This window comes from Paenibacillus sp. JNUCC32 (assembly GCF_014863545.1).
Lineage (GTDB): Bacteria > Bacillota > Bacilli > Paenibacillales > Paenibacillaceae > Paenibacillus_AQ > Paenibacillus_AQ lautus_A.
On sequence record NZ_CP062260.1, the window covers coordinates 142,026 to 157,442 of the forward strand.

General features: G+C 52.8%; 14 protein-coding genes. 9 read left to right on the plus strand and 5 right to left on the minus strand.

Annotation, left to right across the window (positions count from 1 at the left end; genetic code table 11):
* Positions 1-2: 2 nt before the first annotated feature.
* Positions 3-1,394: a SpoVR family protein gene (locus tag JNUCC32_RS00650; protein WP_096776397.1), complete on the minus strand. Its 1,392-nt coding sequence runs from the start codon at positions 1,392-1,394 to the stop codon at positions 3-5.
* Positions 1,395-1,667: 273 nt separating this feature from the next.
* Here JNUCC32_RS00650 and JNUCC32_RS00655 point away from each other — a divergent pair, with 273 nt between their 5' ends.
* Positions 1,668-3,464, plus strand: a complete 1,797-nt coding sequence (locus tag JNUCC32_RS00655) for a S9 family peptidase (protein WP_192570770.1) — start codon at positions 1,668-1,670, stop codon at positions 3,462-3,464.
* A gap of 60 nt (positions 3,465-3,524) precedes the next feature.
* On the opposite strand, the gene JNUCC32_RS00660 is transcribed toward JNUCC32_RS00655, so the two are convergent.
* Entirely contained in the window at positions 3,525-4,508 is a 984-nt protein-coding gene (locus tag JNUCC32_RS00660; RefSeq protein WP_192570771.1) for a cation diffusion facilitator family transporter, read from the minus strand.
* Positions 4,509-4,837: 329 nt separating this feature from the next.
* Between JNUCC32_RS00660 and JNUCC32_RS00665 the strand changes: the two genes are divergently transcribed.
* The 4 genes from JNUCC32_RS00665 (at position 4,838) to glpX (ending at position 7,707) form a co-directional block, all read left to right on the plus strand.
* The gene (locus JNUCC32_RS00665) at positions 4,838-5,011 is read left to right on the plus strand and encodes a GapA-binding peptide SR1P (protein WP_192570772.1); all 174 of its coding nucleotides are present in this window, start codon (positions 4,838-4,840) and stop codon (positions 5,009-5,011) included.
* Between the two features lie 194 nt (positions 5,012-5,205).
* A complete protein-coding gene (locus tag JNUCC32_RS00670; RefSeq protein ID WP_009595798.1) occupies positions 5,206-5,868 on the plus strand; it encodes a helix-turn-helix transcriptional regulator in 663 nt (220 codons plus the stop codon).
* A gap of 13 nt (positions 5,869-5,881) precedes the next feature.
* Positions 5,882-6,688 (plus strand): pyruvate, water dikinase regulatory protein, encoded by an 807-nt coding sequence (locus JNUCC32_RS00675; RefSeq protein ID WP_192570773.1) that lies wholly within the window; start codon positions 5,882-5,884, stop codon positions 6,686-6,688.
* A 41-nt stretch (positions 6,689-6,729) separates the two neighbouring features.
* Entirely contained in the window at positions 6,730-7,707 is a 978-nt protein-coding gene (gene glpX, locus JNUCC32_RS00680) for a class II fructose-bisphosphatase (protein ID WP_009595806.1), read from the plus strand.
* 97 nt (positions 7,708-7,804) lie between these two features.
* On the opposite strand, the gene JNUCC32_RS00685 is transcribed toward glpX, so the two are convergent.
* Together JNUCC32_RS00685 and JNUCC32_RS00690 are read right to left on the minus strand one after the other, a co-directional pair.
* Positions 7,805-8,308: a hypothetical protein gene (locus tag JNUCC32_RS00685; protein WP_009595848.1), complete on the minus strand. Its 504-nt coding sequence runs from the start codon at positions 8,306-8,308 to the stop codon at positions 7,805-7,807.
* Positions 8,309-8,545: 237 nt separating this feature from the next.
* Positions 8,546-9,403, minus strand: coding sequence for a DegV family protein (locus JNUCC32_RS00690; RefSeq protein ID WP_192570774.1), 858 nt, complete (start codon positions 9,401-9,403; stop codon positions 8,546-8,548).
* Positions 9,404-9,577: 174 nt separating this feature from the next.
* Between JNUCC32_RS00690 and JNUCC32_RS00695 the strand changes: the two genes are divergently transcribed.
* Positions 9,578-10,435: a hypothetical protein gene (locus JNUCC32_RS00695; protein WP_192570775.1), complete on the plus strand. Its 858-nt coding sequence runs from the start codon at positions 9,578-9,580 to the stop codon at positions 10,433-10,435.
* Between the two features lie 78 nt (positions 10,436-10,513).
* Here the strand turns inward: JNUCC32_RS00695 and JNUCC32_RS00700 are convergent, their stop codons facing one another.
* Positions 10,514-11,425: a J domain-containing protein gene (locus JNUCC32_RS00700; protein ID WP_192570776.1), complete on the minus strand. Its 912-nt coding sequence runs from the start codon at positions 11,423-11,425 to the stop codon at positions 10,514-10,516.
* 269 nt (positions 11,426-11,694) lie between these two features.
* Here JNUCC32_RS00700 and JNUCC32_RS00705 point away from each other — a divergent pair, with 269 nt between their 5' ends.
* The 3 genes from JNUCC32_RS00705 (at position 11,695) to JNUCC32_RS00715 (ending at position 15,406) form a co-directional block, all read left to right on the plus strand.
* Complete coding sequence (locus tag JNUCC32_RS00705) at positions 11,695-12,444, plus strand: DeoR/GlpR family DNA-binding transcription regulator (protein ID WP_192570777.1); 750 nt, start codon at positions 11,695-11,697, stop codon at positions 12,442-12,444.
* Complete coding sequence (pfkB, locus tag JNUCC32_RS00710; RefSeq protein ID WP_192572563.1) at positions 12,444-13,355, plus strand: 1-phosphofructokinase; 912 nt, start codon at positions 12,444-12,446, stop codon at positions 13,353-13,355. Before JNUCC32_RS00705 ends, pfkB begins: the two co-directional genes overlap by 1 nt.
* 80 nt (positions 13,356-13,435) lie before the next feature.
* Complete coding sequence (locus tag JNUCC32_RS00715) at positions 13,436-15,406, plus strand: PTS fructose transporter subunit IIABC (protein ID WP_192570778.1); 1,971 nt, start codon at positions 13,436-13,438, stop codon at positions 15,404-15,406.
* Positions 15,407-15,417: the final 11 nt, after the last annotated feature.

Genomic DNA, 15,417 nt, shown 5'->3' on the forward strand with positions numbered 1-15,417 from the left:
CGTTAAATAAACCGTCGATGCAGCTTCTTGCCGTCATAGGAGAACAGAATCGGTTTGCCTTCGATGATGCTGTGCAGATGCACAGGTTTGCCCCAGAGCCGGTAAACATAAGGGATGGTGCGCTCCATATACTTCAGGTCGAGCTCAATGCCCTCGTACAGATGCTTGATCATCAGCTCGCCGGAACGGAGATGATCGCCGTCGGTCACGACGAGAAACGGCGAGCCGCCGTTTACGCGGGAGACGACCAGCTGATCGCGGATGTTCTCCCATGCCTTGTCGGTGATTTTCCACTCCGGGCCTTTTTTCTCGAAGACATAGAGGTCCAGGTCCTCCACGAGTTCCTTTGTTAAATAATTGCGCAGGAAGGAAATATCGGAATCGTATTCGCGTACATCAAACATCTTCTCCCGATCCCAGCGGCGCTCGATATCCTCGAAGATTTTCAGTCCGAGGTAGTAGGGATTCAGGCTGTGGCGCGACGGCTGCACGACTGAGGCGTTGAGCTTGGCGAACTCCACCGTTTCCTCGCTGGTCAGGTCCATTTCCCGCAGGATGCGCTGATGCCAATACGAAGCCCAGCCCTCGTTCATGATTTTGGTTTCCATCTGCGGCCAGAAGTACAGCATCTCCTCGCGCAGCATGCTCATAATGTCCCGCTGCCAATCCTCCAGAATGTCGGAGTGCTCCTGAATGAACCACATGATGTCTTTTTCCGGCTCGGGCGGGAAGCGCTTGGGCGCCGCCGGCGATTTATCGGTTTGTTTGTCGCCGTCTTCGTCCATTTCCCATAAATCGTCATACCGGCCGGGAGGCTTCTGCCGCTTGGCTTCCTCCTTCTGCTCCTGCATCCGCCGTGCCGTGTAGCGCTGTTTATCGAGTTTATCGGGCCTCACGATATGGGGATCCACATGCTCCTGAATCGCCAGCACGGCGTCGATGAACTGCTCAACCGCCTCCGTGCCGTGTTCGATCTCATAGCGGGAGATGCGCTCCGCCGTGGCGGACATGCTCTCGACCATATTGCGGTTGGAGACGGAGAAGCGGGCGTTGTTTTTGAAAAAATCGCAGTGTGCAAGGACATGGGCGACAATGAGTTTATTCTGGATCAGGGAGTTGCCGTCCAGGAGAAACGCATAACACGGATTGGAGTTGATCACGAGCTCGTAGATTTTGCTTAGGCCGAAGTCGTACTGCATCTTCATTTTATTGAAGGTTTTACCGAAGCTCCAGTGGCTGAACCGGGTAGGCATGCCGTAGGCGCCGAAGGTGTATATGATGTCTGCCGGGCAGATCTCATATCGCATAGGGTAAAAATCAAGGCCGAAGCCTGTAGCGATCTCGGTAATCTCCGCAATGGAACGTTCCAGTTCCGCGATCTCGTCTTGGTGCACGAGAATCCCCCCTTCGTCATTAAAAACATGGTTCTTATCATTTATATGGAATCCTGCAGCAGATATGCGGGCAGAAGAGGGGGCGCCGGGAATATATACAGGCCTCTGTCAAAATTTGTGCATCATCTCGGTCTGCAGACTTAGTAACCTGCCCGACTATGTAACGGTGACCCCCAGAATGCTTTGCGTTATAATGGGAATAATCCAGCGGTTTGGAAGAGTTACCCATTTATTAACCTATGGATAATAAGATGAGGTCAGGGAGGCAAATGAATGATCGATTTTCCTAAGCCCGATGTGGAGCAATTTTTTCAAACGTATGGTATTCGTACCTTCGGAATCAGTGCAGACGAGTCACGGCTTGTATTCAGCAGCAGTCTAAACGGAAAGTTCAATTTATGGGCCATGGAGTTAGAAGGGGAGACGTCCTACCCTTATCCGCTTACATACAATGACCAGATCGCAAGCTTCATTAAGCTGGACCCGGAAGGGCGGCATATCTTGACGGCGTTTGACCGCGACGGGAATGAGAATTATCAGTTTCATGCGCTGCGCTGGAACGGCGGCGAGCCGATGCCTTTGTTCGAAGGGGCGGATGCGGAGGACAAACATTATTTCGTGCATCTGTCAGAGGACGGCAAGCGACTGTATTATGTCACGTCGAAGGGGAATCCGTCCTTCCTAAATTCGCGCGTTTATCATCTGGACACCAAGGAGGATCATTTGCTGCATGAGGGCGAGGCGACATCGACCGAAATGTGTGCCGTGAGCCCCGACGAGAAAACCATCGCGTATACGAAAATGTATGCCAACACCTACTATGTTAGTTACGTGAAGCGAGAGGGCGAAGAGCCGCTGTGCTTGACGCCTACGCCTGAACAGGTGCATATTTCGGGGGATGTGCTGTTTGTCAGCAATGACCAGGTCATTTTTGCAACAGACTATGAATCCGAATTTTCTTACGTGGCCCGTTACGACATCCCGCAGCGGAAGTTTGAACCCCTGTGCCGCATCGACCGGGAGAGCATCCAGCTCTTGCGCTTCCATAAGGATTCACGAACCCTGTACATCGTTACGGAAAAAGGGGTAGAGGACCGACTGTATGCCTATTCGCTCGACAGCGGTGAGTTAACCCCCATTCCTCTTCCATCAGACATCGTGGAGCAGCTGAACGTCACGAAGTCCGGCAATCTGTACCTGCTCGCCCGGGGTGCGGTGAAGCCGCTTAACATTTACCGTTATGCAGGCGGCTCATGGAGCACGATCACAAAGAACGTGCTGACAGGGTTGACCGATGAGGACTTGGTGACGCCGGATGTCGTGACGTATCCATCTTTTGACGGGATGGAGATCGAGGCCCTCCTGTTCCGCGCCAAAGACAACGTGGCCAACGGTTATACGGTGTTTTGGCCACATGGCGGCCCGCAAGCCTCGGAGCGCAAGCAGTTCCGCTCCATGTTCCAGTATATCCTGGCCAAAGGGTATCACATCTTCTGCCCGAACTTCCGGGGAAGCACCGGTTACGGCAGCTCCTTCGTGAAATTGGTGGAGCAGGATTGGGGCGAGGGACCGCGCAAGGACTGCTTGGCAGGCATGGATTGGCTGTTCGAGCAAGGGATTTCGAGCCGCGAGAAGCTCTTCGTGATGGGCGGAAGCTACGGCGGTTATATGACCCTGCTGCTGGCGGGCCGGAATCCGGAGTATTTCAAGGCGGCCATCGACATCGTCGGCGTCAGCAACCTGTTTACCTTCTACGATTCGGTGCCGGAACACTGGAAACCGATTATGGAGCGATGGATAGGCGATCCCGAGCGGGATAAAGAACGCTTCATCAAGGATTCGCCGATTACGTATCTGGATGATATGGTGAACCCGATGCTCATCATCCAGGGAGCCAACGATCCGCGCGTCGTTAAAGAGGAGTCAGACCAAATCGTCGAGGCCTTGAGAGCCAAGGGCCGTGACGTGGAGTATCTTGTGTTCGAAGACGAGGGGCATGGGATTACGAAGAAGGCCAATGAAAAGATCGCTTATGCACGGATAGTCGAATTCCTGAAGCGCAATCATTAAGCGTCGCATAAAAAAGAGGCATGCCCGAGGTCCAAAGGGACCCTGAAGCATGCCTCTTCCTTATTGACCCGGATGATCCAGATCCTCTCTTGGATTCCAGAGTTTGATTCCGTCGTCCTCCAGTATCCCCAAGGTCACGTCCGAGATGTTCGGATCCTGGGTCAACAGGGCGTTGATTCTCATTTTGGATTGCCCGGCCTCGGCCAGGGTCATCCCCTTTTTCAGCTCGATGTAGGCTTCCACATGATAATTACGGCCTTCCTGCAGAATACGCAGACGATTGATGTCACGAACATCCGGATCGGCAAGAATGATTCCGGAGATTTTCTCTTCCACGTCCTTCGGAGCGGCCACCCCGATTAAACCGACCATGTTGTCATATCCGACCTTAAAGGCTACGCCCACCATCAGACAGCCGATCAGGATCGTGGCGATTCCGTCCAGGATGAGGAAATGGAAGAAATGCGCGAACACGATGGCAATCAGCGCGAAGAGGGCCCCAAGCGTTGCAACAATATCTTCATAGAACACCAGCCGTGTCGGCGGGGCAGCGCGGCCGGCATTTTTGAAAGCGGCTGGCAGCAAGGAGAATCCCGATGCTTGAGCGCGGGTTTCCTTCATAATTTCTTTCATGGCTTTAACCAGGATGGAACCGTCAATGATAACAGCAATGGCCAGCACAATGAAATTGAGCCAGAAATTCGTGGCTTCTTCCGGATGTTTTAACAGCTTGAAGCCCTTCAGTATCGTTTCATAGGCCATGATGGTGACCACGATCACCGCGACCATGCAGACCAGGTTAATGACCCTGCCGAAGCCGGTGGGGAACTTCTTGGTCGGCTTCCGCTCGGCCAGGACGCTGCCTACGAATACGAATCCCTGATTCACGGCATCGGCCACCGAATGCATGGCGGAGGCAAACATCGTCCCGCTGCCGCTGATGGAAGCGGCAATCCCCTTGATGATGGCCAATCCCGTATTGCCCAGTGCGGCAATGGCGGATGAGGTATTTCCTTTCTTAATGAGCTGCCATGTGTTATTCAATCCAAACCCTCCGTCTATAATGTCGATTTTTAGTGGAATCCGAAGTATATATTATCATATCATGCCAAATTAAGGATATCCCTCTCTTTTAGATGAGATAAGATTACACAAAAATTACTTAACATGTTTTTTGTTACATTAAACATGATTTACTCATATCTTTATTTCTTGCCCAATACATTAAGAATATAGTGGAAAATAAAGGATGGGTGAAGCGTAGGAGGTTGGTTAGCGGTCTTTGGCATGAAGTGGAGAATCGTTTGTAACCCCTTGATATCCAAGCGGGAACTGCCTTGCAGCAAAGTGAATAAACATGAGGAGGAAATGTTATGAAAGCGTTAACAAGTCCGGAGACAGCCAAAGGCAAGGCGAACGAGGAATGGGGCCTGATCATATGCTCCAGATGCGATGAGATGGTGGACACGATTCCAACCGACGGAGTGAAAATCATTTATGGATTTTGCGGAAAAGGGGAATGCAAGGGCACGGACTTTCAGAACTGAATGATCGTGGCGATTAGCGGAATGAATAACGAGCATGCTTAAGGGAGGGATTTCCTGAAAGCATGCTTTTTTTTGGATTTATAACCTTTTTTGATGGGTATAACAAAAATTATTGATACTTTATTATGCATTTTTAGACGAAAATATGTTGCATATATATTATATATGACGTATTATATCGGCAAGTAGAGGAAATGCACGCAGGAGGGATCACTATCGAACTGACGACAAGGCAGCAGGATATCGTCGATATCGTAAAAAAACATGCACCCATTACAGGAGATCAGATTGCGGAGATGCTGAATGTCAGCCGAGCCACCCTTCGCACCGATTTATCCAAGCTTGTGGTTCTGGATTATATTGATGCCAAGCCCAAGGTCGGGTACTTTCTGGGAAAGCGGGGAACGCGCGACCGGGAGGAAAAGTTTCGCCTTCTCAAAATGAAGGTTGGCGATCTGCACGGCGTTCCGGTGATTGTGCGTGAGACGACGACGATTCACGAAGCCGTTGTATCCTTGTTTTTGGAGAACGTGGGAAATCTGATCGTTACCGATGCCGACGGCCATCTGGCCGGTATCGTGTCCCGTAAGGATCTGCTCAAGGTAACGCTTGGCAACCCGACGGCCTCCTCCATGCCGGTAAGCCTGATCATGACCCGCCGGGCCAACGTAACAACGGTGCAGCCGGAAGACACGGTGCTGGATGCCGCACGAAAAATTATTAATCATCAAATCGATAGTCTGCCAGTGGTCGTTCCATCCACCACGGGAAATCCGGGGGAGCACTGGAAGGTTGTCGGTCGGATCACAAAAACGAATATTATCAAAATGCTGCTCGACATGGTAGCCGAGGAATAATGGGAGGAATCGGATGAATCAGGCATTAACTCATTTCATAGCAATCTGTTCGGACTCCATCGGGGAGACGGCTGAAGCGGTTGTTCAAGCTACCCTGCGCCAATTCGAGCTTCCGAATACAGAGGTTAAACGTTATATGAACGTTCGCGACGAGGAAGAATTGACCGAATTGATGGAGGAGGTTGCAAGGCGCGGAGGATTTGTGGCTTATACGCTCGTTCAGCCGGAGCTTCGCGAGGTCATCCGGGAAGAAGCCGTCCGGCTCAACATTCGCACCGTGGATATCATGGGGCCGATGATGCAGGCCTTTGCCGACACGTTCAACGACTATCCCAAGCGGCTGCCGGGCCTGCTGCACCGCTTGGACGACAGCTATTTCCGGCGGGTGGACGCGATGGAATTCGCCGTCCAGTATGACGATGGCAAGGATGTCAGCGCCATTTTGAAGGCGGACATCATCCTGCTGGGCGTATCCAGGATCTCGAAGACGCCGCTGTCGATGTTTCTCGCACATAAAGGCTACAAAACGGTCAATTTCCCGATCGTGCCGGAGATGTCGCCGCCTTCCCAGCTCAGAGAGGTCACGAACGGTACGATCATCGGGCTTACGATCGAGCCGGAGCATCTTCTCAAAATCCGCAGCGAGCGCTTAAAGGTCATGGGACTGCCGCATCAGGTGCAGTATGCAGCCCTGGAGCGGATCCAGGAGGAGCTGGATTACGCCTTGTCGCTGTACGAGGAGCTCGGGTGTCCCGTCATCGACGTCACGGATAAGGCGATTGAGGAATCCGCTGGACTGATTATGAATTATCTGAAATAAGCAGCATCGGTTAGGAAAATAGCAAAAGGAGGGATTCAATCATGGAGAGTTCATTAGCATTGGAGCTTGTAAGAGTGACGGAGGAAGCAGCGCTGCAATCCGCCCGCTGGACAGGAAGAGGTGACAAGAACAGTGCTGATGAAGCCGCAACGGTAGCGATGCGCAAGCATTTTGATTCCGCAGCGATGGATGGGGTCGTGGTCATAGGGGAAGGCGAGATGGATGAAGCGCCGATGCTGTATATCGGAGAGCGCGTAGGGAATCGCAAAGGTCCGAAGATGGACGTGGCGGTGGATCCGCTCGAAGGAACGGAAACGGTGGCGAACGGGCTGAACAATGCGTTGTCCGTGATTGCCGCGGCTCCACGGGGAACCCTGCTGCACGCGCCCGATATTTATATGCATAAACTTGCGGTCGGCCCCGAGCTTGCGGGCAAGCTGAGTTTGAATGACCCGATTGAGGTTACCCTTCGAAAAGCATCGGAGATCTTATCCAAGCCGCTGTCGGAGATGACCGTGTCCATTCTCGACCGCGAGCGTCACAGCACGATGATCAGGGCTTTGCGAGAATCCGGGGTAAGGATCAAGCTGCTGAGCCACGGCGATGTCATGGGAGCGATCGAGACCTGCACGGACAGTGAGGTCGATCTCTACGTGGGCTCCGGAGGGGCACCGGAAGGCGTTCTGGCCGCAGCCGCCTTGAAATGCCTGGGCGGAGAAATCCAGGGACGGCTCATACCGGAGACGCCGGAGGATTTCGTCCGATGCCAGGGCATGGGATTGAAGCATCCCGAGCAGCTGCTGACGATGGAGGATATGGTGGGACGGGAAGGCGTGCTGTTCGTAGCCACCGGTGTGACGGCTGGAGATTTCCTGCGCGGGGTTAAATATATGCCGGGTCAGCGGGCCGAAACGCATTCGGTCATGATGTACTCCGGCACTAGAACCGTCCGTTATATCCGTAGCGTCCATCATCTGTTCCAAAGCAATGAAACCTTAGCCGCCGCTGCATCTTCTTGATGGATATGGGCGGCATCCGCTAAATAAAAGGCACTCCAAGGTTAGTCGACCTTCGGAGTGCCTTTATGCGTTGTTAACGGTTTGGCAAATCGTGCGCTCACCCGTGCCTCTTACGCCCGAGCATCAGCCAAGCTCCTCCAAGCACAAGCAACACAGCGATGACAGGCTGAACGACCGAGAGGTAATTGAGTACGGGTCCGATCGAGAATACCACGAAGAACAGCAGCGACAGGACGGTCAGAATGTTAATCGGGATGAGCAGCCACTTGTTACGCGAACCGAACCAGTAGAACTCGAACAATCCGGCCGCAACGGCAAGAATAAAGCCGGGCCACATCGACCCCCAAGAGTCGAACAAGGAAGCGATTTGGCTGACAATACCGGCTGTGAGCAGAATGCCGCCCGGTATCAACAGCCCGATTCCCTGACGTCCGACCAGCGAGAAGTACATCCAATGAAAAAACAGGCCTAACGGGATCACGAACAGGGTAGGCCAGAACGTGGCAAAGATAGAACCGGCGCCTACGGTACCGCCTTGGTTCAAGAGCAAGTATGCGCCAAGCAGGATGAGCAGAGGTGCTAAGATTGTACGTTTCGTCATACAAACTTCGTTCCTTTCCTTATATAGATTGATTATTCCAAGAATACCATGCAAAGGATGGGGGTGTCCTCGGTCCTTCGGGGAATGTTTCACCTGGACTTTAGTCTAGGATGGACAAGTTTAACCTATTGGCGGCTCGTTTAATAAGTTCCTAAACGTTCTGCTTAGACGAAGGACAGAAAAGACAGTCCTGCAGCAGAGAACAACAAAGCAGAACTGTCTTCGGATATAAACAAATTATGATGGCTTCTTGGTATACATCAGTCCGACGGTTTGAGGACCGCAGTGGCTGCAAATGACGCAGCCGGCCGTAGAAATGCTGACCTGTCGTGCGCCTGTCTTTTCCTGCAGTTCCTTCTGCAGGAAACGGGCTTCCTCCTCGGCCATGGTATGTACAACAACGATCAGATCATTGTCCATCTTATCCAATTGAGCCAGTGCATTCTGGATCATTTGATCCAGCGCCTTTTCTTTTTTGCCGCGTACCTTGTAAGCCGGGATCATGCCGCCGTCCACGACTTTGATCACCGGACGGATTTTGAGCAGGCTGCCGATGATGTTTTGCATGCCGGAGCAGCGTCCGCCTTTATACAAATAATCCAGCGTATCGACAACGAATTCGCACTCCACTTCGTTTACGGTACGGCTTAATAGCTCCACAATTTGCGGTATGGACGAGCCTTCATTGGCCGCGTGAACAGCCTTCATAACAAGCAGTCCGATGCCGGAGGAAAGATTGCGCGAATCAAACACGGTAACCCGCCCTTCGGGCAGCTCGCCTGCAGCTATCAACGCATTTTGGTAGGTGGAAGAAAGCTCTGACGAAATGCTGAGGAACAGGATATCCTCCCCCTGTTCAATCGAAGGCGAGAAGGCCGCAATGAAGTCGGACGGAGAAGGTGCCGCTGTTTTGGGCAGGCTGCCGATCTGGTCGACTTTGGCATACAACTGTTCCGGTGTAATGTCGACTCCATCCCGTAAGGATTGTTCTCCGAATACGACGTAGAGCGGAACGATGCCGATATTATATTCGTCTATCCACGAAGGTGGTAAGTCGCAGGTGCTGTCAGCAAAAATTCTAATTTTACCAGGCATGAACATCTCCCTTTATCAACTATTTGAGTCTGTATTACTACTAGAATACCTTGTTTGATCAGAAAAGGAAATGCTCTTGTCGTTTTGAACGCGAATGCGAAGGAATCGCCCAAAAAGCGGGAAATGTGCAACATTAACCCCAGGATTCCCGTTAATCATAATGGAGGTGGTTATATGGCAAAGCGAAAGCGTTGGAGCAAAATAATCACAGCAGCTGCCGCAGCTATGCTGCTCATGGCAATGACGGCATGCAGCGGCGAAGGCCCGACTTCTCAGCCGCCGGCGGATCCGAATCCGGTCGAGGAGCCCAAGTACGAGATTAAGCAAGGAACCGGTACTTACGTAGGTCAAATCGATAACAATTCGATCGAAATCGAGACGGCCGATGGTCCGACCGCATTCCGGCTGGGCGAGGGGATGGATCAGATCATATCCAAACTTCAGGGAGAAGAGTCCGTCTCCTATGAGTACAGGGAACAGCCGGTTGAAGGCGAGGAAGATTTGAAGCAGTTGATCCTCATCAAATTGACGGTGGACAACGAAGTCGGCGGCTCGAGTTCCGAGAACGCGCAGCTTCCGGAAACCAAGGATTTCGAGCTGGAGCTGGAGGGCATGAAAGAAACCAAAACAGCCAAACTGGCCGAGGGTGACGGCTACGCGCTGTATATATTCGATATTTTTTCCTTTGATGCAAAAACCAACAGGCTGACCATGAATGTGGACCAGGATTATTACGTCGAGATTACGAAGCTGCCTTCGGATTACGACGCGGACATACTCAAGCTTGAGGCGGAGAAGGAGCTTGCGGAGGTTGGCAAAGTCCATGAAGCTGAGGGCAGTGAAAGGCACAACGTCATGAAGGATGCATCCGTGTATATGATAGGCGAAGGCGAGGGCCTCACGAAGATGTACATTGTGGATGAGTTTGACGGACAGGGTTATATATTCCGCGTAAATAACCCTCACCGCGAACCTTCCGAAGGATTTGCTACACATGCTTTTACATCCTTGAGCTCGATTGTTAATCGATAATGTCATGCAAACAGCCCCTGTCGTTTGGCCATAAGGCCAAGCAGCAGGGGCTGTATCGATATTCGAGGGGGTCCGACGTTACTTGGACGTCTCCAAGTATTGCTTAATGAATCGCAGTGCATTCGCATCGCGTTCCGTGCCTTCACGAATCCCCGCAAACATTTCTTTCTTCAGGACGGGCAGTTCTTCGCCAAGCGGGCTGCCCATAATATCCACGGCATACACATGCTCCGCGCCGTCTTCCTCATTTGTACCCTTTACCAGCATCTCCGGCGTAAGCAGTTCCTTCAGCTCGCCTTCGACTTCCGCTTCGAGCGGGCGTACCATGCCTTGATTGCCAATCCAATCAAAGGCGGTTTGATCCATGATATACAGATCAGGACGTTCGGTGGACAGCACCAGCAGTGCCTTTTGCAGCATGGCGGCATCCTGCGGATTGTTGGAATCCAGGGGAGGCACGTAGTTAATGTTAACGGTTACGCGTTTCCAATCGGGAAATTGGGCCAAAATCGCGTCTTCGATCGGTTTAAGGTCCTGTCCGCCATCCTGGCTCATATAAGAACCGAGGAACATGACTTCCAGGTCAACCGGGGGCAGGCTGGCCAGCCGATCCTTCTCTGCCTGATGGTTGAAAATGCTGATCACGATATAAATGAGAACGCCCACCAGGGCAATGCCGCCGAGCACGTGGAATTTATAATAACGGAAGAAATGGTCGGTTTTCTCCGCTGTCCCGGCAAACCTCTTGTATTTGCCGTACCGTTTCTGATTCATCTCTTCCAAAGCTTTGCGGTTCTCTTCTTCAAGGATGAATTTATAGGCTTTGGTGATTTCGGCAAACTCGGCTTCGATCTCTTCCGCCCGGTCCGGCTCCCGCCTTTGATGCGAACGGGTTTGGCGCATGAGCAGCGTATACCGGTCGTCAAGCTGTTCCTTGGTTGCATCCTCCGGCAGACCGAGCTGCTCATAGGCTTCTTTCAGTTGGTCCATTCATGTCACCTCTTCTATACTGTGAGAGTTTCCTAGTTACCAGTATATAGCGTAGAGGCAGCAGGTTACAAACGTTTATGAGATGTTTCGACGCTTCTCGGCTTGCTATGGGGCAAACTGTCCTCCATAAGAGGAAACTCTCCAACTTGGCAGCTTGCCAGGATGGTAAATCATTCATCGATTTCCTGAATGATTATGAATGTTTTTGGAAGTTTTAGATTGTTTTTCGAGGCAAATATGATACTATATGCTGTAGAGGGGGATTCATTATGCTGACGGAAGAAAGATACCGAATCATATTAGAGCGCTTACAACAGCGCGGTGTCGTGAAGCTGCAGGAATTGGTAGAACTCCTTGAAGCTTCGGAATCAACGGTAAGGCGGGATTTGATCGACCTTGAAGAACGTCAATTGCTAAAGCGTATTCATGGCGGAGCCGCTCTGCCGAGCCCAAAGATACAAGAACCTGGAATTGAGGAGAAAACGTTCAGAAACATTCAACAAAAAAATGCGGTTGCTCGGTTGGCTGCTGCACAGGTTGAGGATGGAGAAAGCATTTACCTGGATGCGGGTACGACCACGCTGGCCATGATTCCGTTCATCGACGCCAAAGACGTCACGGTTGTCACGAACGGTTTATCCCATATCGAAGCGTTGGTCAGCAAGCGGATCAAAAGCTATCTGCTGGGCGGCATGATGAAGATTCATACCAAAGCCGTCATCGGAAGCATCGCGCTGCAAAATATGGACAACTTCCGTTTTGACCGGTGCTTTCTGGGCACGAACGGCGTGGATGCGGAGATGGGCTACACCACCCCCGATCCGGAAGAAGCCTTGATCAAGCGGCGGGCCCACCAGCTGTCCGCTTCCAGTTACGTCCTTGCGGATTCCAGCAAAATCGGAGAGGTTTCCTTCGCCAAATTGCTGGACCTGAGCGAAGCGACGCTGATTACGGAGTCCTTGCCGGAATCATGGAAGAAGGTCATTTCACAGAAAACCAAAATAATTGAGGGATCATGATGATATATACGGTTACACTGAATCCTTCCATTGATTACATCGTGGAAGTTGAGCATATCGAGCTTGGCGGATTGAACAGAATGACCCGGGACATGAAGTTTCCGGGCGGGAAAGGAATTAACGTATCGCGTGTGCTGAACCAGCTGGGAGCCGATAATACGGCTATCGGTTTTCTTGGCGGTTTCACCGGCCGTTATATCGACGAGATGCTCGGCAAGGAAGGAATCCGCACGGATTTCGTGAACATCGCGGACGATACCCGCATCAACGTTAAGCTGAAGCATGGCGGAGAGACCGAGATCAACGGCTTGGGACCCGATATCCGGGAAGACGAAACCAATGAGCTGCTCCATAAGCTGTCACAGCTTGAAGCCGGCGATATCGTTGTGCTGTCAGGCAGCGTGCCGCCTTCGCTGGATTCGGACTTTTATGGCCGTCTGATCGAAGCGTGCCGAAAGGGCGACGCCGAATTCGTCATGGATACCACGGGTGAGGCTCTAATGAGGGCATTGGCCTATAAGCCGCTCCTTGTGAAACCGAACCACCACGAGTTGGCCGAGTTGTTCGGCGTTGTCATTGACTCAAGAGAGCAGCTTGTGGAGTACGGACGGAGACTGCTTGAGAAGGGCGCGCAGCATGTCCTAATTTCCATGGCCGGAGAAGGGGCGCTGTTCATCACGGCCGATCGGGTTTATCACGCCCATGTTCCGCCGGGTACCGTCCGTAATTCGGTCGGTGCCGGCGATTCGATGATTGCCGGATTCGTCGGCACGCTTGCGAAGGGACAGGGCCCGATCGAGGCATTCCGGACGGGGGTCGCCTCTGGAAGCGCTACGGCGTTCTCGGACGACTTGGCGGCAAGGGAAGCGATTGATGAGCTGCTTCCTCTGGTTAGGATCATGGAGTGGTGAGCCGCTTCACATCGAATAACCGGTAATGGGCGGTTATGGCGCGGTTATCACCACGAAGATTTCAAGGGAGTGTGAATCACATGAGAATTACGGATTTAATGATACAAGAAACGATGATCATGGATCTGAAGGCGGTCACGAAGGAGGCTGCCATCGATGAACTGATCGGGAGTCTGGCCGCCAGCGGGCGGATCAACGATCCGGTTTTGTTTAAAGAGATGATCCTGAAGCGTGAAGCCGAATCCAGTACGGGGATCGGCGGCGGCATTGCGATGCCCCACGCCAAGACGAAAGCGGTTAACGAGCCGACCGTCGTGTTTGCCAAGAGCAGCGGTGGCGTGGATTTCGAAGCGCTGGACGGTGAGGCGGCGCATGTTTTTTTCATGATCGCTGCTCCCGAAGGAGCGGGGAATACGCATCTGCGTACCCTTGCAGCGTTATCGAGGCTGTTGATCGATGCGGAATTCATCGCGCAGTTGATGAAGGCGGAGACGCCGGCGGAGGTAACGGCTTTATTCGACTCCAAGCAGGCGGTTGAAGAAGCCGCCAAAGCTGAGAGGGAAGCGGCCAAAAAAAGGGAAGCCGTACAAGAAGAAGCGGAGAACAAGCATCGGGAATCCGACATTGCTGCCCCAGCTGACCAACGGGATGTATCTGCCGTGGCCTCGACTCCGTTTGTGGTTGCCGTAACAGCTTGCCCGACCGGCATTGCCCATACGTTTATGGCCGAAGACGCCCTTAAGAAGAAAGCCCAGGAGTTGGGCGTCGAAATCCGGGTAGAGACGAACGGCTCGGAGGGCGCGCAGAACGTATTGACGGAAGAGGAAATCCGCAGGGCCTCAGGCGTCATCATTGCCGCCGACAAAAACGTGGAGATGGCCCGCTTTAACGGAAAACCCGTTCTCCAGCGTCCTGTCAGCGACGGCATCCGCAAATCGGAGGAGCTGATCCGCAAGGCGATGGGCGGCGAGGCGCCGATCTACCGCAGCGAAGGCGGCGGTGAGCCGACGGTGAAGGACGCGGAGAAGGGCAGCATAGGCACGAAAGTATACAAGGACCTGATGAATGGTATTTCGCACATGCTGCCGTTTGTCGTGGGCGGCGGCATTCTTCTCGCCATCTCTTTCCTGATCGAGCAGCTTGCCGGCGAGGATCATCCGCTCTTCCAGCTGCTGCAAACGATCGGCGGAGGAGACGGTGCCTTCCACTTCCTGATTCCGGTTCTGGCGGGCTTCATAGCGCTCAGCATAGGCGATCGTCCGGCATTGATGCCCGGCATGGTCGGAGGCCTGATGGCCCTCAATTCCAATTCGGGGTTCCTTGGCGGTCTTGCGGCAGGTTTCTTGGCCGGTTATGTGGTTATCCTGCTGCGCAAAGCGTTTGCGGGGCTGCCCCGAGCGCTTGACGGCTTAAAGCCGATTCTGTTGTACCCGGTCGTCGGCCTGCTTGTTACCGGAACGATCATGTTCTACTTGTTCGATCCGTTCTTCAGCTGGATCAATCTCGGCCTGATTGATATTCTTAACAATTTGGGTACCGGCAACGCGGTGATTCTCGGTCTGATTCTGGGCGGGATGATGTCGATTGATATGGGCGGTCCCTTCAATAAAGCGGCGTATGCATTTGCGATCGGCGTATTCACATCCAGCGGCAACACGAACGGAGCCATGATGGCTGCGGTCATGGCCGGCGGGATGGTGCCTCCGCTGGCCATTGCTCTGGCCACGACGTTCTTCAAGCATAAGTTCACGGAGCAGGAACGCAAATCGGGCGTGACCAACTATGTGATGGGCCTTTCCTTCATAACGGAGGGGGCGATCCCGTTCGCCGCAGCCGATCCGCTGCGCGTGTTGACATCCTGTATTCTCGGTTCCGCGGTGGCAGGCGGGCTGACGCAGCTGTGGAGCATCAACGTTCCTGCCCCGCACGGGGGAATCTTTGTCGCGGCTCTCGCCAATCATGCGCTCCTGTTCCTGCTCTCGGTTCTCATTGGTTCGGTAATCTCGGGTGTGCTGCTTGGAGTTTGGAAGAAGCCGCTTGAACGAAAATAGACTCAATCACA

Excerpts from the sequence above, each read along its gene's own strand:
- JNUCC32_RS00705 (WP_192570777.1), top strand. The coding sequence starts at position 11,695 with ATGCTGACGGAAGAAAGATACCGAATCATATTAGAGCGCTTACAACAG.
- JNUCC32_RS00655 (WP_192570770.1), top strand. The coding sequence starts at position 1,668 with ATGATCGATTTTCCTAAGCCCGATGTGGAGCAATTTTTTCAAACGTAT.
- JNUCC32_RS00670 (WP_009595798.1), top strand. The coding sequence starts at position 5,206 with ATGCACGCAGGAGGGATCACTATCGAACTGACGACAAGGCAGCAGGAT.
- JNUCC32_RS00695 (WP_192570775.1), top strand. The coding sequence starts at position 9,578 with ATGGCAAAGCGAAAGCGTTGGAGCAAAATAATCACAGCAGCTGCCGCA.
- JNUCC32_RS00675 (WP_192570773.1), top strand. The coding sequence starts at position 5,882 with ATGAATCAGGCATTAACTCATTTCATAGCAATCTGTTCGGACTCCATC.
- JNUCC32_RS00685 (WP_009595848.1), bottom strand. The coding sequence starts at position 8,308 with ATGACGAAACGTACAATCTTAGCACCTCTGCTCATCCTGCTTGGCGCA.
- JNUCC32_RS00665 (WP_192570772.1), top strand. The coding sequence starts at position 4,838 with ATGAAAGCGTTAACAAGTCCGGAGACAGCCAAAGGCAAGGCGAACGAG.
- JNUCC32_RS00690 (WP_192570774.1), bottom strand. The coding sequence starts at position 9,403 with ATGCCTGGTAAAATTAGAATTTTTGCTGACAGCACCTGCGACTTACCA.
- JNUCC32_RS00715 (WP_192570778.1), top strand. The coding sequence starts at position 13,436 with ATGAGAATTACGGATTTAATGATACAAGAAACGATGATCATGGATCTG.
- glpX (WP_009595806.1), top strand. The coding sequence starts at position 6,730 with ATGGAGAGTTCATTAGCATTGGAGCTTGTAAGAGTGACGGAGGAAGCA.
- pfkB (WP_192572563.1), top strand. The coding sequence starts at position 12,444 with ATGATATATACGGTTACACTGAATCCTTCCATTGATTACATCGTGGAA.
- JNUCC32_RS00700 (WP_192570776.1), bottom strand. The coding sequence starts at position 11,425 with ATGGACCAACTGAAAGAAGCCTATGAGCAGCTCGGTCTGCCGGAGGAT.